Here is a 21,130-nt window from a genome sequence, read left to right as displayed (position 1 = left end):
CCACGGCTGTCAGCGCCGCACGAGCCTCCGCACCCGCTCCCGCAGCAGATACGCGCGATACGCCGCGTACCGCACCGCCGGCCGCGCCAGCGCCCGAGCCCGCACGCGCACCGGCACCCGCCCCGCCACCGCCTGCTCGTAGATCGCCGCCTGCCGGAGCGCCGCCGCCGCGAGGCTGAACCGCTCGACGACCACCTCGCGCCCGAGCTCACCGAGACTCCGCCGCAGCTCTGCGTCGCCCGCGAGCGGCCCCAGGATCCCGGCCAGCCGCCCCGCCCCGTCGACCCCGTCGCCGAGCGAGTACCAGCCGCCCTCGAGGAAGAAGGGCAGCGACTCCGGAGTCAGCAGCCGCCAGAACGCCTTCTCGCCCTGCACCACGAGCGGCTTCGCGAACGCCATCCCCCGCAGCGCGCTGCTGCCCATGCCGAGCACGATGTCGGCCGCGGCGTAGGCGTCGCGCGGGTCGAGCATCTGCCCGGTGAGGGTGACCAGCCGGCGCGAGCGCCCCGCGTTCACCCGGTCGGCCGCCGCCTGCAGCTCGCCGCGCACCGCTCCGTCGCCGACGATCACGAGACGGAGGCGGTGCTCGTCGCCGATCCGCCCGACCGCCTCGATCGCGGCGAGGATCCCCTCCCGTTTGAGGTCGGCGACCAGTCGCGCGACGGTCACCACCGCGATCTCGTCGGGTGCGATGTCGAACCGCGCTCGGAGTTCCGTCACGTCCGCCACCGGTGCGTTCAGCTCGGTGTCGACGGGCGGCTCGATCAGGTGCAGGTCGCTGCGCCGCGCGCGCTCCTCCTCGAGCAGCTCGACGACCCCGACGATCATCGGGAACACGGTCGGCACGAAGTCGGGCACCTCGGGCGACAGCACCGTGGTGACCACCGGCACCCCGTCGATCAGGTACGGCCCGAAGGCCGCGTCGAGGGTCGGCGCCCACTCGTAGGCGTGGATGAGGTCGATGCCGCGCTCCCGCACGATGCGTCGGAGGCGCGCCATGCTGCGCGCCGACACGTGCGGCCCCTTCTCGGGCGCCTCCTCCCAGTCGAGCCCGAGCTCGGCGACGAACGGCGTCAGGTCGCCGCGCGGACCGTAGACCACGGCCTCGTGGCCGAGCGCCGCCATCCGTCCGGCGAGCTCGATGCCGTTGATCTGGCTGCCGCCGACCTCCATGGTGTGCAGGCAGGTGAGGATGCGCATCGCTGGGCCTTCGGAGTCGGGTGCCCGCGCCGTGCGGGGTCAGCCCAGGCTCCCAGGGATCGGCGCGTTCTGCGAGCCGGGCGTCCGTTCCGCGAGCCGGAGGTGCCGCGCCCAGCCCGCACGGCCGCCGCGGCGCCCGTCCGGCGTCGAAGGTGCGCACAACTAAGGCTGAATCCGCCGAACTGCCCAAAATCCGAGAGGACGCCCGATTCAGCCTTAGTTGTGCAGCCGAACGCCCTCGAACCCGCGCCGCGATGCCCCTCCCGCGCGCCTCCGCAGCACCTCCGGCTCGCGAGACCACGTTCGGCTCGCAGAACCACGTTCGGCTCGCGGAAAAGGCCGGATCCGACGAGCCGAACCGGATCCCACGAGCCGAACCGGATCCCACGAGCCGAACCGGATTCCACGAGCCGAAGGCACCTCCGGCCGACCCTCGGCTCGTGAAACCGCGTCGGGCTCGCAGGAATCGACGGATTCCGCGAGCCCGAGCCGATTCCACGAGCCGAACGTGCCCCCGACGTCAGCCCGGCAGCACCTCGAAGTCGTTCTCCTGGAACTCGGCCACCTCGGGCACCCAGCGCGACTGCACGAACTCGACGTGGTCGGGGTGCGCGTCGTACGCCGCGAACGCCGCCCGGTCGGCGAACACCATCGAGAACTGCCAGTCGAGCGCGCTCTTCGCGCTGACCTGCCGATTGACGGTGAAGTCGGTCACCCCGGGGATCGCCGACAGCGTCCGCCGCGCGTGGGAGAGGAACTCCGCCTCCGCCGCCGACCCCGTCTCGTGCACGAGCGAGAACGCGACGGTGTGCTGCACCGCACCCGAGGCTCCGGCGATCTGGCGCCGCGCCTCGTCGATCGTCTCCATCACCGACACCACCTCGTGGTGCGGGTGCAGCGGCGACTCGAGCAGCCCCTGCGCGACGTACGACGCGAACGCCGTCGCCTGGAACGCCAGGTTGCCGTACGGCCAGGGTCCGTCGTCGATCCAGGTGTCCGACTCCTGCGCCGAGCTCAGGCTGCCGAGGGTCAGCGTCAGCCCGCTCGGGCCGAAGAAGGGGCTGTGCACTGCGAGGCGACCCTCGGAGCCGAGGATCATCGCCTCGACCGGCAGCGAGGTCTCGAGCGAGGTCGACAGCAGGGCCTGCGGGCCCGCCTCGGTGCTGAGGAGGAGGTCGGCCCGCGAGTCGACGCCGGTCTCGGGATGCGTCGCGCCGGCCGCGCTCACCCGCGAGGGGGCGCCGATCACCGACGAGGCGAACGAGATCGGGTAGACGCCCGCGTCGAGCAGGGCGCCGCCGCCGAGGGAGGCGTTCCAGAGCCGGCTCTCGGGGTCGAACGGGATCGAGAAGCCGAAGTCGGCGCGCACCAGGCGCAGCTCGCCGAGCACCCCGCTCTCGACGACCTGGCGGATGACGTCGGCCTGCGGCAGGTAGCGCGCCCACATCGCCTCCATCACCAGGACCCCGGCGGCGCAACCCGCCTCGGTGATCTCGCGCGCCTCCTCGGCCGACATCGCGATCGGCTTCTCGATCAGCACGTGCTTGCCGGCCGCGATCGCGGCGAGCGCCTGGCTGCGGTGCAGCGGGTGCGGAGTCGAGACGTAGACGACGTCGACGCCGGGATCGGAGACGAGCGCCTCGACCGAGTCGTGGATCGTCGGGATCCCGTGCCGCTCGGCGAACTCGCGGGTCTTCTCGGCGTCGCGGGCGGTCACGGCGACCGCGCGCTGCGTCGAGCGGACGTGCAGGGCACCCACGAACTGGTCGGCGATGCCGGTGCCGATGATCCCCCAGCGCAGCACGGGCACGGAGGAGGGGTCGATCGTTCTCGGGGCGGGGAGCGTCACGGGCATGGTGTGGCCTTCGCGTCGGTACGGGAGTGCGGGCGGAGTGCGCCCCGATGCCTGTCGGCAGGATCGCCGCGACCCTAGCAGCCGGTCGGTCGGAGGTGGGGCGCGCCCGCAGCGGGGTCGGCGGCGGCGCGGGTCAGCGCGTCCCGAACACCGAGCCGCGCGGCTCCGGCGCCTGGATCGAGAGCTCCTTCGACTCGGCCCGCCGCCCGCAGCCCGGCCCGTTCGGCTCGTCGACGAACGTCCAGTCGATCAGCTGCTCGCGGGTGAGCAGCACCTCGCCCTGCCGGTCGAGCAGGGTGACCGCGATCGGGTCGGGCGACTCCATCCCGAGGTCGAACACCCATCGGTCGTCGCTGCTGTGCAGCACGGGGAAGGACAGTGCGCCGTCGGAGGCGAGGTCGCTCGGGCGCGAGCACACGCCGCCAGCGCAGATCCGCACATCGGCGACGGAGGTGCGCCCCGGGCCCGAGACCGTGATCGCCAGCGAGGTGCTCCAGCCGACGGCCGTGCAGGCCGCGGGCGCCGCACAGCCGCTGAGCAGCAGCACCCCCGCCACCGCCGCTCCTGCGCCCGCCCGCCTCATCCCCTCATCCTCCTCCGCCGGCCGGCCTGCGCGAGGGGACCTGCGGGGCCGGCCGCCCTTCATGCTGATCGAGTAGCCCGCGCAGCGGGCGTATCGAGATCCACGTCCGTCAGAAGGGCAGGGCTGAAGCCTGGTCTGCTGAAGCTGGTAGGTCTCGATACGCCCCTGCGGGGCTACTCGACCAGCATGACTACTCCGCTCACCCCCGCGACCAGTCGACCGCGTCGAACAGCGCCCGCAGCGTCGCGCCCCGCGCCGGGTTCACCGACGCCACCCAGGCGATCCGCCCGAGCAGGTGCGCGCCGAAGTCGGGCACGCCCGCGCGGTTCTGGCCCGCCGGCCCGTGCACGACGCAGTTGTGCAGGATCGCGTGCAGCCGGTCGACGTCGGCGCGCCGCACGTTCGGGCGCGCGTTGACCACGACTCCAGTGACGCTCTGCCGCACCGACGCCGAGCGGAGGCGCGTCTTGCGCGGGTTCACCGCGTAGCCCGAGTCGGCGACGATCCGCTCGGCGCCGCGGGCGAACGCCTCCGCCCGCCGCGCGAAGCGCTCCCCACCGCTGAACGCGAGGTCGTCGGCGTAGCGCGTGTAGCGGGCGCCCGCGGCCTCGGCGTAGCCGGTGAGCCGCGCGTCGAGCCGCCGGAGCGCGAGGTTCGCCAGCGCCGGCGACGTCGGCGCGCCCTGCGGGAGGTGCGGCAGCGTCAGCGACCGGCGCAGCGCCGCGCGCTCGTCGACGTCTCCGCCGCCGGGCATCCTCCGCAGCACCGCGATCGGCACCGCGTGCGTGCACAGCCCGGTGAGCGCGTACGCGACCGCCTCCGTCATCCCCTCGCCGCGGAGCAGCCCGAAGATCCGCGGCGCCGTCACCTGCGCGAAGAAGCGCTGCAGATCGAGGGTCACGACCATCGCCGAGCCCGCGTGCACCTGCGCCCCGCTGACGGCGCTGCGCCCGGGCACGAAGCCGTGGGCCGCCGGGTGCACGGGCGCCAGACCGACGATCTCGTCGAGCACGCTGCGCTGCACCGCCTTCAGCCGCGACCTCGGCACCTCCAGCAGCCGCGGCGCGCGCCCCGGACGAACCCGCCAGACGTGGTCGTAGTGCTGCAGAGCGCCGTCGGGGGCGCGCCGGTTCCAGCCGCCGAGGTCGGCGAAGCCGTCGAGCTGCGCCGGAGCGATCCCGAGGAGCCGCGCGAGGTCGTTCCGCCCGTCGATCAGCGGCACCGGAGAGGCTCCCGCGACCGCCCGCGCCGCGACCGGCGCGAGGTGGACGACCACCGGCTGCGCGCGCTCCGGCAGCAGGCCGGCGATGCAGCGGGCGAGCTCGCGGGGCGCGTCGACCGGCGGATGCGGGAACGCGACGAGCACCCCGGTGATCAGCGGCCCGAGCCAGCGGCGGCGAAAGCCGAGGGAGTCGGCGGCGGCGGCGCGCAGCGAGTCGCGCGTCCACTCCGCCCCGAGGAACGCGTGCGCGAGCGTCTCGACGAGCACGTCCCGACCCCGCACGGCGCCCTCCCCACCCCTCGGACGCCGTCCAGCCTAGGCTGAGGCCGATCGCCCCTCCGGGCGAGGCGGACGGGGCGCGAGCCGCACCGTCCTCTCCGGGGTCACCCCGGGGCACGCAGACCGACCAGGCATCACGCCGCAGGCGACCGCCCGCGCTCCGCGCAGCTCTTCGCCCGCACTTCTCGACAGGTCGCCCGGAGGAGCGGTCATCGCCGATCGACGTTCGGGAATCGGTCGACGCAGACCCCCCATCCGCCGGGCACGAGCGGTAATCTGGCAGCAGTCACTCCCACTGACCCACCCTTGACCCCGGTGCCGGCGCCCCGATGAGCGAGCCTCCCGAGAAGAGGACCCACGATGGATCAGTGGCGCAGTCGCCTCCCGGTGGAGGAATGGGTCCCCGTCTTCTCGGGGGCGTTCGAGCAGGTGCTGCCCGAGACGCTCGAGGCGGCCGTGAGGATCCTCCGCCTCCTCCCCGAGATCGAGCGGCTGACCGTGTCGACTCCGCACGGATCGATAGGCGTCGAGCGCCGCTCCTCCGTCACCGCCTGGCGCGCCGCCGATCGCGTCACGATGGCTCTGCTCGCCTCGTCACCCGATGTCACGGGCGTCGTCGCGCACCCGTTCGATCCGCGCGACGGCTTCCGCTTCGCGACGCCCTCCGACCCGTTCCTCACCCGCGACGGAGGCGCGTCCGCCGCGATCCGCGCCTCCGAGCACCTGGGCGAGATCACCGCCGCCGAGGCCGCGCGCCGCCGGGGCGTGCACCTCGTCGGCGACGACACCGAGGACCCGCTGCAGACGATCTGGGACTCGGACGCGCCGCACTCCGACCCGGTGCCCTGACCGCGCGGGCCCTCCCTCCGACGCCCACTCCGCGAAAGTTGCGGTAGTCGACCACCGAGTACCGCAACTTCTGCGTACTCGCCGGCCGGGCCGTCGTCAGCGCTCGCCCCGCGACGCCCAGTCCGCGAGAGTCGTCGGACTCGAGCGCCGAGTACGACAACTCCTGCGCACTGGACGCGCGTGCGGCCGCGAGGCCCGCCCATTCCTCAGAAGTTGCGGTAGTCGCGTCCGACTACCGCAACTTTCGAGGGGTGGCGAGCGCCATAGTGTGCAAGACTGTTCATATGAACAAGTGTTCAGAGGAGCGGTAGCCATGGGTGCAGGACACTCGCACGGAGTCGGCGGTCACGCCGGATCCGCCGCGTCGCGCCACCGGCGGCCCCTCGTCATCGCGTTCGCCCTCACCGCGGCGTACATGATCGTCGAGTTCGTCGTCGGCTTCAGCACCGGCTCCCTCGCCCTCATCTCGGACGCCGCGCACATGGGCACCGACGTCATCGCCCTCGGGATGTCGCTCGCCGCGATCTCGCTCGCCGCCCGCCCCGCCGCGAAGGGCCGCACCTACGGCTCCTACCGCCTCGAGGTGCTCGCCGCGCTCGCCAACGGGCTCCTGCTCTTCGCCGTAGCAGGATTCGTGATCGTGGAGGCGGTGCGCCGCTTCGCCGAGCCGCCCGCGGTCCCCGGACTCCCCCTCCTGATCACCGCGATCATCGGTCTGCTGATCAACCTCGTCAGCTTCCGCCTGCTCTCGGCCGGCGCGAAGGAGAGCATCACCCTCCGCGGAGCCTCCCTCGAGGTCCTCGGCGACGCCCTCGGCTCGGTCGGCGTCATCGTCGCGGCGATCCTGCTCCTCACGACCGGCTGGGCGTGGGCCGACCCGATCGTGGGCGTGCTGATCGGGCTGCTGATCCTGCCGCGCACCTGGTCGCTCACCCGCCAGGCGCTGGGCATCCTGATGGAGTCGGCGCCGCCGCACATCGACCTCGACGCGGTCGAGCGCGACGTCTGCGCGGTGCCCGGCGTGCTCGCGCTGCACGACCTGCACGTCTGGACGATCACCTCCGGCATGGAGAGCGCGAGCGGCCACATCGTGGTCGCGCCCGACGCCGACTACCGCACGGCGCTCAGCGCGGTGCTGACGGTTCTGCGGGAGGATCATGGCATCGACCACGCGACGATCCAGTGCGAGCCGGAGGAGTTCCCGGAGCAGACGCACCGGGTCTGAGCGGACCACCCGCGTCCGCCCCCGCCATCCCACTCGCCACCTCACGCCACCCCTCGCCACCGGAGCCGACATGCCAGCCGACACCCCCCGCCCGCACGGCGTCGAGGCGCGCACCGGGCTCCCCCCCGACGCCGCGATCGCCGACCTGGCCGACGTCTTCGGGCTGCTCGGCGACCCGGGGCGGATGCGGATCCTGCTCGCACTGCTCGGCGGCCCCCTGCGGGTGAACGAGCTGTCGGACCGCAGCGGACTCAGCCCGTCCGCGACCTCGCACGCCCTGCGCCTCCTCCGCTCGCACCGCGTCGTGGAGGCGCATCGCGAGGGCCGCACCGCCGAGTACGCCCTCGCCGACGAGCACGTCCGCGACTTCCTCGAGCTCGGCCTCGCGCACGTCGGCCACACCGTGCTCGTGCACACCGTCGCCGCGCCGTCCCCCTCCGACCCTGCGGCCCCGGAGGCGTGCGACCCGCCCGCGCACCCCTGACCCTCCGACTCCGCAGAAGTCGTCGCACTCGATCGCCCAGCACGACAACTCCTGCGCACTCGCGCACCGGACCCTCGGGAGGCGCGCTCGAGTCAGCGAAAGTTGCGGTAGTCGCACGCCACTACCGCAACTTCTGCGGAATCGCGGCGGCCCGGCGGCCCCCACCCGCGCCTCTCGCGCGCCTTCCGCTTGTTGACGTGAACATGTATGGTCGGCCCTCTGAGCGTGTTCACGTGAACACACTCGACTTTCACAGGCGAAAGAGAGACCGCATCAATGTCGATGTCCGCGAGAAGACTCGCCGCGCTCGCCACGAGCGCCGCCCTGGCCGCCGGAGCACTGCTCGCAGTGCCGGCCGCCGCCCCCGCGCAAGCGGCCGACGCGTTCCGGATCACCCCCAACCCCGCCACCGCGGGTGAGGCCTACGAGGGCTGGGGCACGAGCCTCGTCTGGTTCGCCAACGCGACCGGGGACTACCCCGAGGCCCTCCGCGAGGACCTCTACCAGAAGGTGTTCGGCGAGGACGGCCTCGACCTCAACATCGCCCGCTACAACATCGGCGGCGGCAACGCCTCCGATGTGAAGGACTACCTCCGCCCCGGCGGCGCCGTCGAGGGCTGGTGGAAGCCCGACACTACGGGAGCCGCGTACGGCGGCACCACGACGAACTACGCCGACCGCGCGGCCCTGCTCGCCAAGTGGAACGCCGACGACCCCGCCTCGTACGACTGGACCGCCGACGAGACGCAGCGCTGGTGGGTCGAGAAGCTCGCCGAGGAGCAGCAGATCTCGCACTGGGAGGCGTTCGCCAACTCCGCCCCGTACTTCATGACCGAGAGCGGCTACGTCTCGGGAGGCTTCAACGCGTCGAGCGAGCAGCTGAAGCCGGCCGCCGAGCAGCAGTTCGCCAAGTACCTCGTGAACGTCACCGAGCACGTCGAGGACGAGTACGGCATCGAGTTCGACACCCTCGACCCCTTCAACGAGCCCAACACCAACTACTGGGGCACGCAGCTCACCAACGGCGTCCCCACCGGCGGACGGCAGGAGGGCATGCACATGGGCCCGACCCGCCAGACCGACCTCATCCCCGACGTCGTCGCCGCCCTCGACGGCTCCACCACCGAGGCCGGGCTCGCCGCGATGGACGAGACCAACCCCAGCATCTTCAAGACCAACTGGGCCGCCTACTCGCCCGAGATCCGCGCCCAGGTCGACCGGATGAACGTGCACACCTACGGCACCTCCGACCGCCTCGCCGTTCGCGACCTCTCGAAGCAGGCCGACACCGACCTGTGGATGAGCGAGATCGAGGGCAACTGGGTCCAGGGCTACAACCCCGTCAACATCGAGAACGGCCTCGGCATCGCGGGCCGCATCCACGACGACCTGCGCGAGCTCGAGCCGAAGGCCTGGGTGCTCTGGCAGCCGGTCGAGGACCTCTACAACATGAGCCCGAAGGGCGAGAACCTCAACTGGGGCTCGATCTTCATCGACCTCGACTGCCAGCCGTACCAGGAGGCGGGCGGCGAGGTCTGGAAGTCGGCCCGCCGCGTCGCCGATGCCGGGGGCGACTCGACGAAGGCCCCGGTCTGCGGAGTCGAGACCAACTCGAAGTTCAACACGATCCGCAACTTCACCAAGTTCATCTCCGAGGGCGACCGCCTGATGTCGGTGAACGACACCGCCAGCACCGCCGCCGTCCGCGCCGACGGCACGGGCGCGACCATCGTGCACAGCAACACCGCCACGGCCTCGCAGACCATCACGCTCGACCTCTCCCGCTTCGGCACGATCGCCGACGGCGCGAAGGTCACCCCCTACGTCACGACCCAGGCCTCCTCGGCCGCCGCGCCGACCGGCAACGCGCTCGTGCAGAAGACCGCGGTCGTCGTCGACCGGGAGTCGCGCACCGCGACGGTCACTGTGCCCGCCAAGTCGGTCACCACCTTCGCGATCGACGGAGTGTCGGGAGTCGCCGACTCCGCCCCCGCCCTGCGCGACGGCCACCACTACCAGCTGGTCGGCACGCAGAGCGGCAAGGCCCTGACCGCGACGACGACCGGAGCCGCGACCACGATCACGACGCTCGCCACCGACTCCGCCGCCGCCGCGAAGCAGAACTGGACGGTGCACGAGGTGCCCGCCGGCGAGCGCGAGGCCACCCGCCGCGTCGTCCTCCAGACGACCGACGGACGCGTCCTCGGCGCGACGACCGCCGGGACCGACCTCCGCTCCGTCTCGGTCGACTCCGCAAAGACCACGGCTGCGACGCGCTGGATCGTCAACTCGACCGACGGAGTGAACTTCACGCTCGTCAACGAGTCGATCGCCCAGTCGCTCGACGTCAACGGCCAGTCGAGCACCGAGAACACCGCGGTGGGCGTCTACGGCTCGAACGGCGGAGCGAACCAGTCGTGGACCCTCCGCGACCTCGCCCCGGCCGCGACGCAGACGGTCGCGGTCCGCACGACCGTGGGCGTCGCTCCGACCCTGCCCGCAAGCGTCACCCCGCAGTACTCGTGGGGCGCCGGCTCGCCGGTCGCCGTCACCTGGCAGCGCCCGGCCGACTCGGCCTACGGCACCGCCGGCCGCGTCGAGGTGAAGGGCACCGCGACCGACCTGTTCGGCCAGTCGATCCCCGTCACCGCGCTCGTCGACGTGGGCGGACTCACCGCGACCGACCCGGTCTCGGTGACCGTCGCCTCCGGAGCCGGTGTCGCCGGAGTGAGGGCCGCCGCACCCACCACCGTGCCCGCTCGCGTCGGCGCCTCGACCAGCACCTTCGCGGTGCCGGTCACCTGGGACTGGACGCCGCTCACCACGGCCTCCCTCGCCCAGCCCGGCTCCGTGACGATCACGGGGACCGCGACCGCCGACGGCGCCACGCTGCCGGCCACCCTCACGGTGCTCGTCACCGCGGGCACGCTCCGGAACTTCAACCCGGATGCTGGCATCGTCGCCACGGCGACGTCGGCCGAGTCGGGCTACGGACCGGAGCGCACCCGCAACGGAGTCGACGGCGACAAGGGCTGGTCGAACTGGGTCAGCGGCACCAAGGCCGCGCAGAGCACCCTGACCTACACCTTCCCCGCTGCCCGCCAGGTGCAGCAGGCGTCGGTGCAGTTCTTCCGCGATGGCACGAACAGCTGGGCGCAGAGCGCGCAGCTCCAGTACCGGGCCGCGGACGGCACGTGGACCTCGGTCCCCGGCTGGGAGACGGCGCAGCCCGTCGCCTCCCCCGCCGACGGCACCGCGCCCACGCTCGTCGCGAGCTTCGCGCCGGTCACCGCGACCGCGTTCCGCATCGTGATGAACGCCAACGCGAACACGCACCTCATCGTGTCCGAGGTGAAGCTGTTCGAGTCGGTCGCGTCGCCCGCCGCGGTCAGCACCCTCGGGGCGCTGCGCGTGAACGGAGTCGGCGTCGCCGGCTTCGACCCGGCCCGCACCTCCTACGCGGTGACCGTCGAGGGCACGACGATGCCGGTGATCACCGCGGTGGCCACCGACTCGGCGGCCCGGGTGGGCGTCACTCAGCCGACCAGCGCGAACGGCGGAGTCGCCTCCGTCGCCGTGACCTCGGCCGACGGGACGTCGACCACCACGACGACGGTGACGGTGACGCTGAAGCAGCCCGCCGCCCTCGCCGTCGCAGTGACCGCGACGACCCGCTGCATCGCCGGCAAGGTGACGCTCACAGTCACGGCGCTGAACAACGCCGGCGTCCCGGTGTCGATGACCGTGGCCTCGGCCTACGGCTCGAAGGAGTTCACCGGAGTCGCCCCCGGCAAGAACGCCAGCGCCGCCTTCTCGACGCGCGCCGCCTCGGTGCCCGCCGGCGAGTCGACCGTCACCGCGACCGGGACCGTCGACGGCAAGGCCGTCACCACGGTGATCCCCGCCGCGTACGCCGCGCGCAGCTGCAGCTGACGCGCGCCCCCTCGTGACCGCCTCCGCCCCCCGGGCCGGGGGCGGTCACGTCGTTGCGGGCCCCGCACCCAGGGTGCAAGCACGCCGGGCGGCCTGCGCACGCCTGCCTGCCGCACGCCTGCCCGCCGAATCCAGGCCTGCCGCAGCCCTGCTGGTCGAGTAGCCGCCGCAGGCGGCGTATCGAGACCCACCAGCGTCAGAACCGAGGCCTGCACACCACGCCTTCTGACGCAGGCGGATCTCGATACGCCCGCTGCGCGGGCTGCTCGATCAGCATGTTGATGGCATCCGCCTCGCGTCAGTGCGCCTCGGCAGGCCGGCCGCGCTTGAGCAGGCGCGAGACGCCCGTGATCACGGCGACGACGATCAGCCCGAGCACGAGCCCGAACACCATCGACACGGCGGTGTCCGCGAGCCACACGACGACCGGGCCGGCACCCTCCACCGCGTGCGTCACGACGTGCACGACGTCCTCCGGCGCGTGCCAGAACGTCTCGGCGAGGTTCGAGATCACGAGGTGCCCACCGACCCAGAGCATGGCGAGCGTGCCGATGATGCTGATCCCGCGGAAGACCGCCGGCATCGATGCGACGATGCGCGCGCCGGTGCGGCGGACTCCGCGGGCCGCGTTCTTCATCAGGCGCAGGCCCACGTCGTCGATCTTCACCAGCAGCGCGACGGCTCCGTAGACCAGCAGCGTCATCCCGAGGCCCACGACGGCGAGCGCGCCGAGGATCCCGCCGAAGCCGAGCTCGGTGTCGAGGCCGTCGAGCGCGATCAGCATGATCTCGGTGCTCAGGATGAGGTCGGTGCGGATGGCGCCGAAGACGAGCTTCTTCTCGTCCCGCGACTCCGTCTCGCCGGCCTGGTGGTGCACGCCGAACCACTCCATGACCTTCTCGGCGCCCTCGAAGCAGAGGAACGCGCCGCCGATGATCAGCAGGTACGGCAGGACCCAGGGCGCGAACGACGACAGCAGCAGCGCCAGCGGGATGATGATGACGAACTTGTTGAAGAGGCTGCCGAGCGCGATCCTCCACACCACCGGCAGCTCCCGCGCGGGGGTCAGCCCCTGCACGTACTGCGGAGTGACGGCCGCGTCGTCGATGACGACACCCGCCGTCTTGGCGCTCGCCTTCAGAGCGGCGGTGAGGATGTCATCGACAACCGCGAGCAGGCCGACCGACATGTGCGTCTCCTTGGATGGATGCGGGTGAGAGGGCTCACAGTATCGCGGGCGCGGGTGGCGTCGGCGCCGCAGAGGCGTCGGGGCCGTGTGCCTGCTGGTCGAGCAGCCCCGCAGGGGCGTACCGAGACCCACCATGTCCAGCAGGCGAGGAGTGCAGACCCACCGCTGCAGGCATGCAGGGATCTCGATACGCCCGCTGCGCGGGCTGCGGGCTCGATCAGCAAGAGGGCAGACAGGCGGCCCGTCACTCCGTCGCCGCGTCGTACACCTCGAGCAGCCGATCGAGGAACGCCAGCACCGTCGCCCGCTCGCCCTCGTCGAGGCTCGCGACCAGTCCCTCGACGCCCTCGATCAGCGGCGCCACCCGCTCCTGCGCCAGCGCGGCCGAGCTCTCGGACGCGGTGACGACGAGCTTCCGCCCGTCGGACGGGTGGCGGTCGCGCCGCACGTGGCCCGCTGCCTCGAGCCGGTTGAGCACCAGCGTCGTCGCGGCCGTCGAGATGTCGAGCCGGCGCGCGAGCTCGGTCGGGGTCAGCGGACCCGCCCCGAGCAGGTGCGTCATCGCTCCGAGCCCGACCGGGTCGACCGCGAGGGTCCGCGAGAGCGAGCGCTCGAAGTCGCGCTGCCGCTCCGTCACCTGGCGCACCCGCGTGCGGATGTCGTGGTCGGCGGAGGGGGCGGAGTCGGTCATCCCGCCAGAGTACTCGTGTATATTGCCAATCTCATTGATTATCAACGGAGGCAACAATGCCGCGCATCCTGATCTCCGGCGCCAGCATCGCCGGACCCGCCCTCGCGTTCTGGCTGCACCGCTATGGCTGCGAGACGACGATCGTCGAGCGCGCACCCGAGCTCCGCCTCGGCGGGCAGAACGTCGACGTCCGCGGGGCCGGCCGGGAAGTGGCCCGCCGCATGGGTCTCGAGGACGACATCCGCTCCGCCACGACCGGCGAGGTCGGCACCCGCTTCGTCGGCCCCCGCGGGCAGACTCTCGCCGAGTTCCCGGCCGGCACCTCCGACTCCGGAGGCGCGACCGCCGAGCTCGAGATCCTGCGCGGCGATCTCGCCCGGCTCCTCGTCGACCGCACCGCCGAGACCACCGAGTACCGCTTCGGCGACCGCATCACTGCGCTCGACGACGACGGCGACGCCGTCACCGCCTCCTTCGAGACCGCCCCCGACGAGCGCTTCGACCTCGTGATCGCCGCCGACGGCATCGGATCGAGCACCCGCCGCCTCGTCTTCGGCGACGAGCCCGAGATCCGCTCGCTCGGCCTCGAGACCTCGTACGCGACCCTGCCCCGCACCGCCGAGGACGACGACTGGTGGCGCTGGTACACCGCGGCGCGCGGTCGCAGCATCACCCTCCGTCCCGACTCGCACGGCACCCTGCGCGTCGCACTCTCGTACCTGACCGAGCGCAGCGCCGAGCGCCGCTCCGTCGACGAGCAGCGGGTGCGACTGCGCGAGGTCTTCGCCGACGCCGGTTGGGAGGCGGAGCGCGTGCTCGCGGGCATCGACGACTCCGACGACCTCTACTTCGAGTCGATCGGCCAGGTGCACGCGCCGCGCTGGTCGAGCGGACGCGTGGCGCTCGTGGGCGATGCGGCCTACTGCGCCTCGCCGGTCAGCGGGATGGGCACGAGCCTCTCGATCGCCGGCGCCTACGTCCTCGCCGGCGAGCTCGCGGCGCACGTCGACCACCGCGACGCACTCGCGGGCTACGAGCGCCGCATGCGCCCGTACGCCGACCAGGCGCAGAAGCTGCCGCCGGGCACCCCGCGCCTGGCCCACCCGAGGTCGCGGGCCGGAGTCACCGCCTTCGGTCTGGCGGTGAGGCTCGGAGCCTCTCCGCTCGGCTCGCGCCTGGCCGCGCGCTTCGCGACTCCGCCGGCCGAGGCGATCGACCTGCCCGACTACTCCCACCTGGAGCGCTGAGGCACCGCACCCGCAGCCGCACCAGCGCCGGCACAGCGCCTCAGCCGCGCGCCGGCCCCGTGCTCTCGCGCACGACGAGCCCTGTCGGGATGAGCGAGACGCCCGAGCGCTCGCCCGACTCGAGCTCGCGCAGCAGGATGTCGACCGAGCGCCGCCCGGTGTCGCCGAAGAACTGGCGCACCGTGGTGAGCGGCGGCCAGAAGCTCGCCGACTCCTCCATGTCGTCGAAGCCGACCACGCTCACGTCGCCGGGCACCGCGCGCCCCGACTCGTGCAGCGCCCGCAGCACGCCGAGCGCCATCTGGTCGTTCGCCGCGAAGATCGCGGTCACCGACGGATCCGCCGCCAGCGTGCGCCCGATGCGGTAGCCGGAGGCGCTCGACCAGTCGCCGACGAGCACCTCGGGGACGGGGGCCCCCGCCGCCCGCAGCGTCGACTCCCACGTCTCGCGGCGACGCTCGGCCGAGTAGGAGCGCTCGGGTCCGGCGATGTGCCAGACCGTGCGGTGCCCCAGGTCGAGCAGGTGCTCGACGGCCTGGCGCGCGCCCGAGACCTGGTCGGTGTCGACGACCGGGTACCTGTCGCCTCCGGCCGAGTCGACGACGACGACCGGCAGCTCGGGGGGCAGCACGATGTCGGTCTCGTCGAGCAGGTGCGCCTCGACGATGATGATCACGCCGTCGACCGCCTCCTCGCTCAGGCGGTGGAACGCGACAGACACCTCGCCCTGGGTCGGGTGCGAGACGGGGATGAGGGTGATGGAGTAGCCGGCATCCGCTGCGGCGATCGCGATCGCGTCGAGGGTGCGCATGTTGCCGAACGACGACAGCGTGAACATGATCACGCCGATGCTGTGGAAGCGGCCGGTGCGCAGGGCCCGCGCGGCGCTGTTGGGCCGGTAGCCGAGATCGCGCATGGCCTCGAGCACGCGCTCGCGGGTCTCGGTGTCGACGTTCTGCTTGCCGTTCGACACGCGCGAGACCGTCTGGCCCGAGACGTTGGCGCGTCGGGCGACATCGGCCATCGACACACCGCGACGGCGTGGAGCGGAGGCGGCTGCGGCGTTCGTCTCGACGACCATGACACCCCCTTGATAGCGCGTTGCACAACATAACGGACAGGTCGCGGAATCGAGCCGCAGTCGCGGGTGTTGACGTCATCATGCTACGGTGTGGCTCTGCCATGTTGACGTGAACATGCGCCCCCTCCCGAACGGAATCCCCAGATGACGACGACGTCTCCACCCGCGCCGCTGCGCGAGGTCACCCCTCCGACCGACCCGCTCGGCGTGCCGCGCTCCCGGGCGAGGAGCGAGTGGAAGGGCCTCGCCTTCGTGGCACCGTTCCTCGTGGTCTTCCTGCTCGTCTTCATCGCGCCGGTCGTCTACTCGATCTACCTCAGCCTCTTCCGCCAGCAGCTCATCGGCGGCAACTCCTTCGTGGGGCTCGAGAACTACATCACTCTGTTCGGCGACCCGAACTTCTGGGAGGGCTTCGGACGCGTCCTGCTCTTCCTGGTCGTCCAGGTCCCGATCATGCTCGTCCTCGCGCTGGTCGCGGCTCTCGCGATCGACAGCGGACGCCTGCACGGCACCGGCTTCTTCCGCATCGTCGTCTTCCTCCCCTACGCGGTCCCCGCCGTCGTGGCCGTGCTGATGTGGGGCTTCATCTACGGCGACAACTTCGGCCTCGCGGCGAACGTCAACGACCTGCTCGGCTCCGACGTCGTCCAGCCGTTCTCGCGCGACTGGATCCTCGCCTCCATCGGCAACATCGTCACGTGGGAGTTCGTGGGCTACAACATGCTCATCTTCTACTCCGCGCTGAAGACGATCCCCGGCGAGCTCTACGAGGCCGCCGAGATCGACGGCGCGGGAGCGATGCGCGTCATCACCTCGATCAAGCTGCCCGCTCTGCGCGGCGCGATCGTCATCGCCTCGATCTTCTCGATCATCGGCAGCTTCCAGCTGTTCAACGAGCCCAACATCCTCCGGACGCTGGCGCCGAACATCATCACCACCTACTTCACGCCCAACATGTACGCCTACAACCTGTCCTTCGCGGGTCAGCAGTACAACGCGTCGGCCACGGTCGCGATCGTCATGGGAGTGATCACCGCCGTGATCGCCTACGTCGTCCAGCTCCGCGGCGCGCGGAAGGAGAACTGATGGCCCTCGCGACCGCACCCCGCACCTCCGCCCCGAAGCGCACGCCCCGCCGCGGCTCCTCGGTCCAGCCGAGGAAGTCGATCGCCTTCACCCTGCTGATGTCGGCGTTCATCCTCTACAGCCTCGTGCCGCTCGCCTGGCTCGTCATCAACGCGACGAAGACCCAGGCCGGGCTGTTCTCGAGCTTCGGGCTCTGGTTCGACGGCGACTTCGTCCTCTTCCAGAACATCGCCGAGACGCTCGGCTACCGCGACGGCATCTTCCTCCGCTGGCTCGGCAACACGCTGCTCTACGTCGTGGTCGGGGCCGGAGGAGCGACGCTCCTCGCGACGCTCGCCGGCTACGGCCTCGCGAAGTTCCGCTTCGCCGGTCGCAAGGCGGTCTTCGCCGTCGTGCTCGGCGCGATCGCCGTCCCCGGCACCGCGCTCGCCGTCCCGACGTTCCTGATGTTCAGCCAGCTCGGCCTCACCAACACCCCGTGGGCGATCATCATCCCCAGTCTGATCAGCCCCTTCGGGCTGTACCTGGTCTGGGTGTACGCGGTCGAGTCGGTGCCCACCGAGCTGCTCGAGGCGGCGCGGATGGACGGCGCGGGAGAGTTCCGCACCTTCTTCACGATCTCGATCCGCCTGCTGGCCCCCGGCATCGTGACCGTGCTGCTGTTCTCGGTCGTCGCGACCTGGAACAACTACTTCCTGCCGCTGATCATGCTGAGCGACCCCTCCTGGTACCCGCTGACCGTCGGGCTCAACCAGTGGAACGCGCAGGCCACCGGTGTCAGCGCGCAGCCGATCTACAACCTGGTGATCACGGGCTCGCTGCTCACGATCATCCCCATCGTCGTCGCCTTCCTCGGACTCCAGCGCTTCTGGCAGTCCGGGCTGAGCGCCGGAAGCGTCAAGGGCTGAGGCCCTCTTCCCCCGAGTCGGAGCGTCCTGCCCCGCACCACCCCACAGCACGAAGAAGTGAAGGGAAACACCATGAAGAACGCCCGTTCCGCCCTCCGGCGGACCCTGACGGTCGTGGCGGCCGCGGCACTCGCCGCCGGCTCGCTCGCCGCCTGCTCCTCCGACTCCGGAGGCGGTGCCGCAGCCGGCTCCGGCACCGCGGCCGACCTCGACGCCGCCCTCGAGGCCGGCGGCAAGATCACCTACTGGAGCTGGACGCCGAGCGCCGAGGCCCAGGTCGCCGCGTTCGAGGAGGCGTACCCGGAGGTCGACGTCGAGCTCGTCAACGCCGGCACCAACAAGGACGAGTACACCAAGCTCGAGAACGCGCTCAAGGCCGGCTCCGGTGCCCCCGACGTCGTCCAGATCGAGTACTACGCCATGCCGCAGTTCGCGCTGTCGGACTCGCTGCTCGACCTCTCGCAGTACGGGATGGGCGACCTCGAGGACAAGTACTCCGCCTCCACCTGGGGCAGCGTCAACATCGACGGCAAGCTCGTGGGCCTCCCGCAGGACTCGGGCCCCATGGCGCTGTTCTACAACAAGACCGTCTTCGACCAGTACGGCATCGCGGTCCCCGCCACGTGGGACGAGTACGTCGCCGCCGCCGAGAAGCTGCACGCCGCCGACCCGTCGAAGTACATCACCGCCGACACCGGCGACGCCGGCTTCGCGACCAGCATGATCTGGCAGGCGGGCGGCGAGCCGTTCGCCACCGACGGCACCGACGTCACCGTGAACCTCGAGGACGAGGGCACGAAGAAGTGGACCGGAGTCTGGAACCAGCTCGTCGAGGGCGGCCTCCTCTCCGACACCCCCGGCTGGGGCGACGAGTGGTACAAGGGCCTCGGTGACGGCTCGATCGCGTCGCTGATCACCGGTGCGTGGATGCCCGGCGTGCTCGAGTCCAGCGTCCCCGACGCCAGCGGCGACTGGGCCGTCGCGCCCATCCCGACCTACGACGGCACCGCCGTCAGCGCCGAGAACGGCGGAGGCGGCCAGTCGGTCACGAAGCAGAGCGAGAACCCGGCGCTGGCCGCCGCGTTCCTGCGCTGGCTGAACAGCGACCAGGCCTCGGTCGACGTGTTCCTCGAGAGCGGCGGATTCCCGGCGACCTCGGCCGACCTGAGCGACCCCGACTTCACCGGCGCCGAGTCCGAGTACTTCGGCGGCCAGAAGATCAACGAGGTGCTGACGCAGGCGTCGGAGGACGTCCGCCCGGGCTGGTCGTACCTGCCCTTCCAGGTCTACGCGAACAGCGTGTTCGGCGATACGGTCGGCCAGGCCTACGCCAACAAGACCAGCCTCGACGACGGCCTCACGGCCTGGCAGAGCCAGCTCGTCGAGTACGGCAACGCTCAGGGCTTCACGGTCTCCGAGTAGCTCGCGCGGCGCACGAGGCCGGTCGGATCACTCCGGCCGGCCTCGTCCAGTTCCCACCGCCCTGCTTCGCCGGGCGCTTCCGATCCTGAGGGGGATCCCGCATGACCACCTCCCGCTTCGCCATCGGCACCACCGATTTCGAGCTCGACGGCCGCCCGCACCGGATCCTCTCGGGGGCGCTGCACTACTTCCGCATCCACCCGGACCTCTGGGCCGACCGCATCCACAAGGCGCGCCTGATGGGGCTCAACACCATCGAGACCTACGTCGCCTGGAACGCGCACGAGCCGCAGCGCGGCGCCTGGCGCGCCGACGACGGGCTCGACCTCGGCCGGTTCCTCGACCTCGTCGCCGCCGAGGGCATGCACGCCGTCGTGCGTCCCGGCCCGTACATCTGCGCCGAGTGGGACAACGGCGGACTCCCCGCATGGCTGTTCCGCGACCCCGAGGTGGGCGTCCGCCGCTCGGAGCCGCACTACCTCGCGGCCGTCAGCGAGTACCTCCGCCGGGTCTACGCGATCGTCGCGCCGCGGCAGATCGACGTGGGCGGGCCGGTCGTGCTGGTCCAGATCGAGAACGAGTACGGGGCCTACGGCTCCGACAAGGAGTACCTCGCCGAGCTGGTCCGTGTGACGCGCGACGCCGGCATCACCGTGCCGCTGACGACCATCGACCAGCCGACGCCGCAGATGCTCGCCGACGGCAGCCTCCCGGGTCTGCACCTGACCGGCTCGTTCGGATCGCGCACCCCCGAGCGCCTCGCGACCCTCCGCGAGTTCCAGCCGACCGGTCCGCTGATGTGCATGGAGTTCTGGTGCGGCTGGTTCGACGACTGGGGCACGCAGCACCACACGACCGACGCGGCCGCCTCCGCCCGCGAGCTCGACGCACTGCTCGCGGTGGGCGGCTCGGTGAACGTCTACATGTTCCACGGAGGCACCAACTTCGGCCTCACCAGCGGCGCCAACGACAAGGGCCGCTACGCCGCGATCACGACGAGCTACGACTACGACGCACCGCTGGACGAGGGCGGCGACCCGACGGCCAAGTTCTGGGCGTTCCGCGAGGTCATCGCGCGCTATGCGCCCGTGCCGGCCGAGGTGCCCGCCGCGAAGGCGCCCGCGCCCGCGCTGGTCGCCCCGCTCGTGCCGGGGCCGCCGCTGCTCGAGCTCGACGCGGCCTTCGGGCCCGCCGCGCGCCTCGAGGGGATGGCGAGCTTCGACGAGCTCGACCACGACGACGGGTTCGTGCTGTTCCAGACGACGCTGTCCGGGGGCTCAGGGCCGACCCGCCTCGTCGTCGGCGAGGAGGTGCGCGACCGCGCCTGGGTGCTGCTCGACGGCGCCCCGGTCGGCGTGCTCGCCCGCGACGACCACGAGCGCGCCCTGACGCTGCCGCGCGGGCACGGCGCGCTCGCGATCCTGGTCGAGAACCAGGGCCGGGTGAACTACGGCACGCGGATCGGCGAGCACAAGGGTCTGATCGGCGGCGTGCAGCTCGACGGCGTCGAGCTCACGGGCTGGACGGCCCGGCCGCTCGCGCTCGAGTGCGTGCCCGAGATCGCGGCCACCGCCTCCGCCTTCGCCGCGGGCCCGGGGCTCGCCTCCGGAGCGTTCGAGCTCGACGAGCCCGCCGACCTCTACGTCGACACGCTGCACTGGGGCAAGGGACTCGTCTGGGTGAACGGCTTCCTGCTCGGCCGGTACTGGCGCCGCGGACCGCAGCGGACGCTCATCGTGCCGGCGCCGGTGACCCGCGCGGGCCGCAACGAGGTCGTCGTGCTCGAGCTCGAGTCGATCGCGGAGCCGGAGATCCGGCTGCTCGCGGGGGCGGAGCTCGGTCACACGGAGGTGTGACGGGCGCTCGGCGTGCAGAA

16 protein-coding genes are annotated in these 21,130 nt (G+C 71.9%); 9 read left to right on the top strand and 7 right to left on the bottom strand.

The window, feature by feature from the left end:
- Positions 1–9: 9 nt before the first annotated feature.
- The 4 genes from GRS92_RS08600 to GRS92_RS08585 form a co-directional block, all read right to left on the bottom strand.
- On the bottom strand, positions 10–1,200 hold the full coding sequence (locus GRS92_RS08600; protein ID WP_159855254.1) for a glycosyltransferase family 4 protein: 1,191 nt from the start codon (positions 1,198–1,200) through the stop codon (positions 10–12).
- A 520-nt stretch (positions 1,201–1,720) separates the two neighbouring features.
- A complete protein-coding gene (locus GRS92_RS08595) occupies positions 1,721–3,055 on the bottom strand; it encodes a Gfo/Idh/MocA family oxidoreductase (protein ID WP_159855252.1) in 1,335 nt (444 codons plus the stop codon).
- Between the two features lie 133 nt (positions 3,056–3,188).
- A complete protein-coding gene (locus GRS92_RS08590) occupies positions 3,189–3,638 on the bottom strand; it encodes a hypothetical protein (protein WP_159855250.1) in 450 nt (149 codons plus the stop codon).
- Positions 3,639–3,837: 199 nt separating this feature from the next.
- Positions 3,838–5,142, bottom strand: a complete 1,305-nt coding sequence (locus GRS92_RS08585; protein ID WP_159855248.1) for a reverse transcriptase family protein — start codon at positions 5,140–5,142, stop codon at positions 3,838–3,840.
- A 357-nt stretch (positions 5,143–5,499) separates the two neighbouring features.
- On the opposite strand from GRS92_RS08585, the gene GRS92_RS08580 reads away from it, so the two are divergent.
- The 4 genes from GRS92_RS08580 (at position 5,500) to GRS92_RS08565 (ending at position 11,630) form a co-directional block, all read left to right on the top strand.
- Positions 5,500–5,988 carry a hypothetical protein gene (locus GRS92_RS08580; RefSeq protein ID WP_159855246.1) on the top strand — a complete coding sequence of 163 codons (489 nt, stop codon included), beginning with the start codon at positions 5,500–5,502 and terminating at the stop codon, positions 5,986–5,988.
- Positions 5,989–6,301: 313 nt separating this feature from the next.
- Complete coding sequence (locus GRS92_RS08575) at positions 6,302–7,213, top strand: cation diffusion facilitator family transporter (RefSeq protein WP_159855244.1); 912 nt, start codon at positions 6,302–6,304, stop codon at positions 7,211–7,213.
- A 70-nt stretch (positions 7,214–7,283) separates the two neighbouring features.
- Positions 7,284–7,697: an ArsR/SmtB family transcription factor gene (locus tag GRS92_RS08570; protein WP_159855242.1), complete on the top strand. Its 414-nt coding sequence runs from the start codon at positions 7,284–7,286 to the stop codon at positions 7,695–7,697.
- Between the two features lie 276 nt (positions 7,698–7,973).
- The gene (locus GRS92_RS08565; protein WP_159855240.1) at positions 7,974–11,630 is read left to right on the top strand and encodes a glycoside hydrolase; all 3,657 of its coding nucleotides are present in this window, start codon (positions 7,974–7,976) and stop codon (positions 11,628–11,630) included.
- Positions 11,631–11,928: 298 nt separating this feature from the next.
- On the opposite strand, the gene GRS92_RS08560 is transcribed toward GRS92_RS08565, so the two are convergent.
- Positions 11,929–12,819, bottom strand: a complete 891-nt coding sequence (locus tag GRS92_RS08560; RefSeq protein ID WP_159855238.1) for a DUF808 domain-containing protein — start codon at positions 12,817–12,819, stop codon at positions 11,929–11,931.
- A gap of 244 nt (positions 12,820–13,063) precedes the next feature.
- Positions 13,064–13,510, bottom strand: coding sequence for a MarR family winged helix-turn-helix transcriptional regulator (locus GRS92_RS08555; protein WP_159855236.1), 447 nt, complete (start codon positions 13,508–13,510; stop codon positions 13,064–13,066).
- A gap of 56 nt (positions 13,511–13,566) precedes the next feature.
- Here GRS92_RS08555 and GRS92_RS08550 point away from each other — a divergent pair, with 56 nt between their 5' ends.
- Positions 13,567–14,757 carry an FAD-dependent monooxygenase gene (locus GRS92_RS08550; RefSeq protein WP_159855234.1) on the top strand — a complete coding sequence of 397 codons (1,191 nt, stop codon included), beginning with the start codon at positions 13,567–13,569 and terminating at the stop codon, positions 14,755–14,757.
- Positions 14,758–14,797: 40 nt separating this feature from the next.
- Here GRS92_RS08550 and GRS92_RS08545 read toward each other — a convergent pair whose 3' ends face one another.
- On the bottom strand, positions 14,798–15,838 hold the full coding sequence (locus GRS92_RS08545; RefSeq protein WP_235021888.1) for a LacI family DNA-binding transcriptional regulator: 1,041 nt from the start codon (positions 15,836–15,838) through the stop codon (positions 14,798–14,800).
- Positions 15,839–15,982: 144 nt separating this feature from the next.
- On the opposite strand from GRS92_RS08545, the gene GRS92_RS08540 reads away from it, so the two are divergent.
- The 4 genes from GRS92_RS08540 (at position 15,983) to GRS92_RS08525 (ending at position 21,110) form a co-directional block, all read left to right on the top strand.
- Complete coding sequence (locus GRS92_RS08540) at positions 15,983–16,924, top strand: carbohydrate ABC transporter permease (protein ID WP_159855232.1); 942 nt, start codon at positions 15,983–15,985, stop codon at positions 16,922–16,924.
- Positions 16,924–17,832: a carbohydrate ABC transporter permease gene (locus GRS92_RS08535; RefSeq protein WP_159855230.1), complete on the top strand. Its 909-nt coding sequence runs from the start codon at positions 16,924–16,926 to the stop codon at positions 17,830–17,832. Before GRS92_RS08540 ends, GRS92_RS08535 begins: the two co-directional genes overlap by 1 nt.
- Before the next feature lie 72 nt (positions 17,833–17,904).
- A complete protein-coding gene (locus GRS92_RS08530) occupies positions 17,905–19,254 on the top strand; it encodes an ABC transporter substrate-binding protein (protein ID WP_159855228.1) in 1,350 nt (449 codons plus the stop codon).
- 101 nt (positions 19,255–19,355) lie between these two features.
- Positions 19,356–21,110, top strand: a complete 1,755-nt coding sequence (locus GRS92_RS08525) for a glycoside hydrolase family 35 protein (RefSeq protein WP_159855226.1) — start codon at positions 19,356–19,358, stop codon at positions 21,108–21,110.
- The last annotated feature ends 20 nt before the right edge of the window (positions 21,111–21,130 follow it).

Origin of the sequence: Rathayibacter sp. VKM Ac-2754, from assembly GCF_009807095.1 — a bacterium.
Taxonomy (GTDB): Bacteria; Actinomycetota; Actinomycetes; order Actinomycetales; family Microbacteriaceae; genus Rathayibacter.
The sequence above is the reverse complement of the archived record's forward strand: the minus strand, read 5'-3'. Positions and strand labels throughout refer to the sequence as shown.

Bases quoted from the DNA above. Each gene is read 5' to 3' on its own strand.
- GRS92_RS08600 (WP_159855254.1), bottom strand. From the start codon at position 1,200: ATGCGCATCCTCACCTGCCTGCACACCATGGAGGTCGGCGGCAGCCAG.
- GRS92_RS08595 (WP_159855252.1), bottom strand. From the start codon at position 3,055: ATGCCCGTGACGCTCCCCGCCCCGAGAACGATCGACCCCTCCTCCGTG.
- GRS92_RS08590 (WP_159855250.1), bottom strand. From the start codon at position 3,638: ATGAGGCGGGCGGGCGCAGGAGCGGCGGTGGCGGGGGTGCTGCTGCTC.
- GRS92_RS08580 (WP_159855246.1), top strand. From the start codon at position 5,500: ATGGATCAGTGGCGCAGTCGCCTCCCGGTGGAGGAATGGGTCCCCGTC.
- GRS92_RS08575 (WP_159855244.1), top strand. From the start codon at position 6,302: ATGGGTGCAGGACACTCGCACGGAGTCGGCGGTCACGCCGGATCCGCC.
- GRS92_RS08570 (WP_159855242.1), top strand. From the start codon at position 7,284: ATGCCAGCCGACACCCCCCGCCCGCACGGCGTCGAGGCGCGCACCGGG.
- GRS92_RS08565 (WP_159855240.1), top strand. From the start codon at position 7,974: ATGTCGATGTCCGCGAGAAGACTCGCCGCGCTCGCCACGAGCGCCGCC.
- GRS92_RS08560 (WP_159855238.1), bottom strand. From the start codon at position 12,819: ATGTCGGTCGGCCTGCTCGCGGTTGTCGATGACATCCTCACCGCCGCT.
- GRS92_RS08555 (WP_159855236.1), bottom strand. From the start codon at position 13,510: ATGACCGACTCCGCCCCCTCCGCCGACCACGACATCCGCACGCGGGTG.
- GRS92_RS08550 (WP_159855234.1), top strand. From the start codon at position 13,567: ATGCCGCGCATCCTGATCTCCGGCGCCAGCATCGCCGGACCCGCCCTC.
- GRS92_RS08545 (WP_235021888.1), bottom strand. From the start codon at position 15,838: ATGGTCGTCGAGACGAACGCCGCAGCCGCCTCCGCTCCACGCCGTCGC.
- GRS92_RS08540 (WP_159855232.1), top strand. From the start codon at position 15,983: ATGACGACGACGTCTCCACCCGCGCCGCTGCGCGAGGTCACCCCTCCG.
- GRS92_RS08535 (WP_159855230.1), top strand. From the start codon at position 16,924: ATGGCCCTCGCGACCGCACCCCGCACCTCCGCCCCGAAGCGCACGCCC.
- GRS92_RS08530 (WP_159855228.1), top strand. From the start codon at position 17,905: ATGAAGAACGCCCGTTCCGCCCTCCGGCGGACCCTGACGGTCGTGGCG.
- GRS92_RS08525 (WP_159855226.1), top strand. From the start codon at position 19,356: ATGACCACCTCCCGCTTCGCCATCGGCACCACCGATTTCGAGCTCGAC.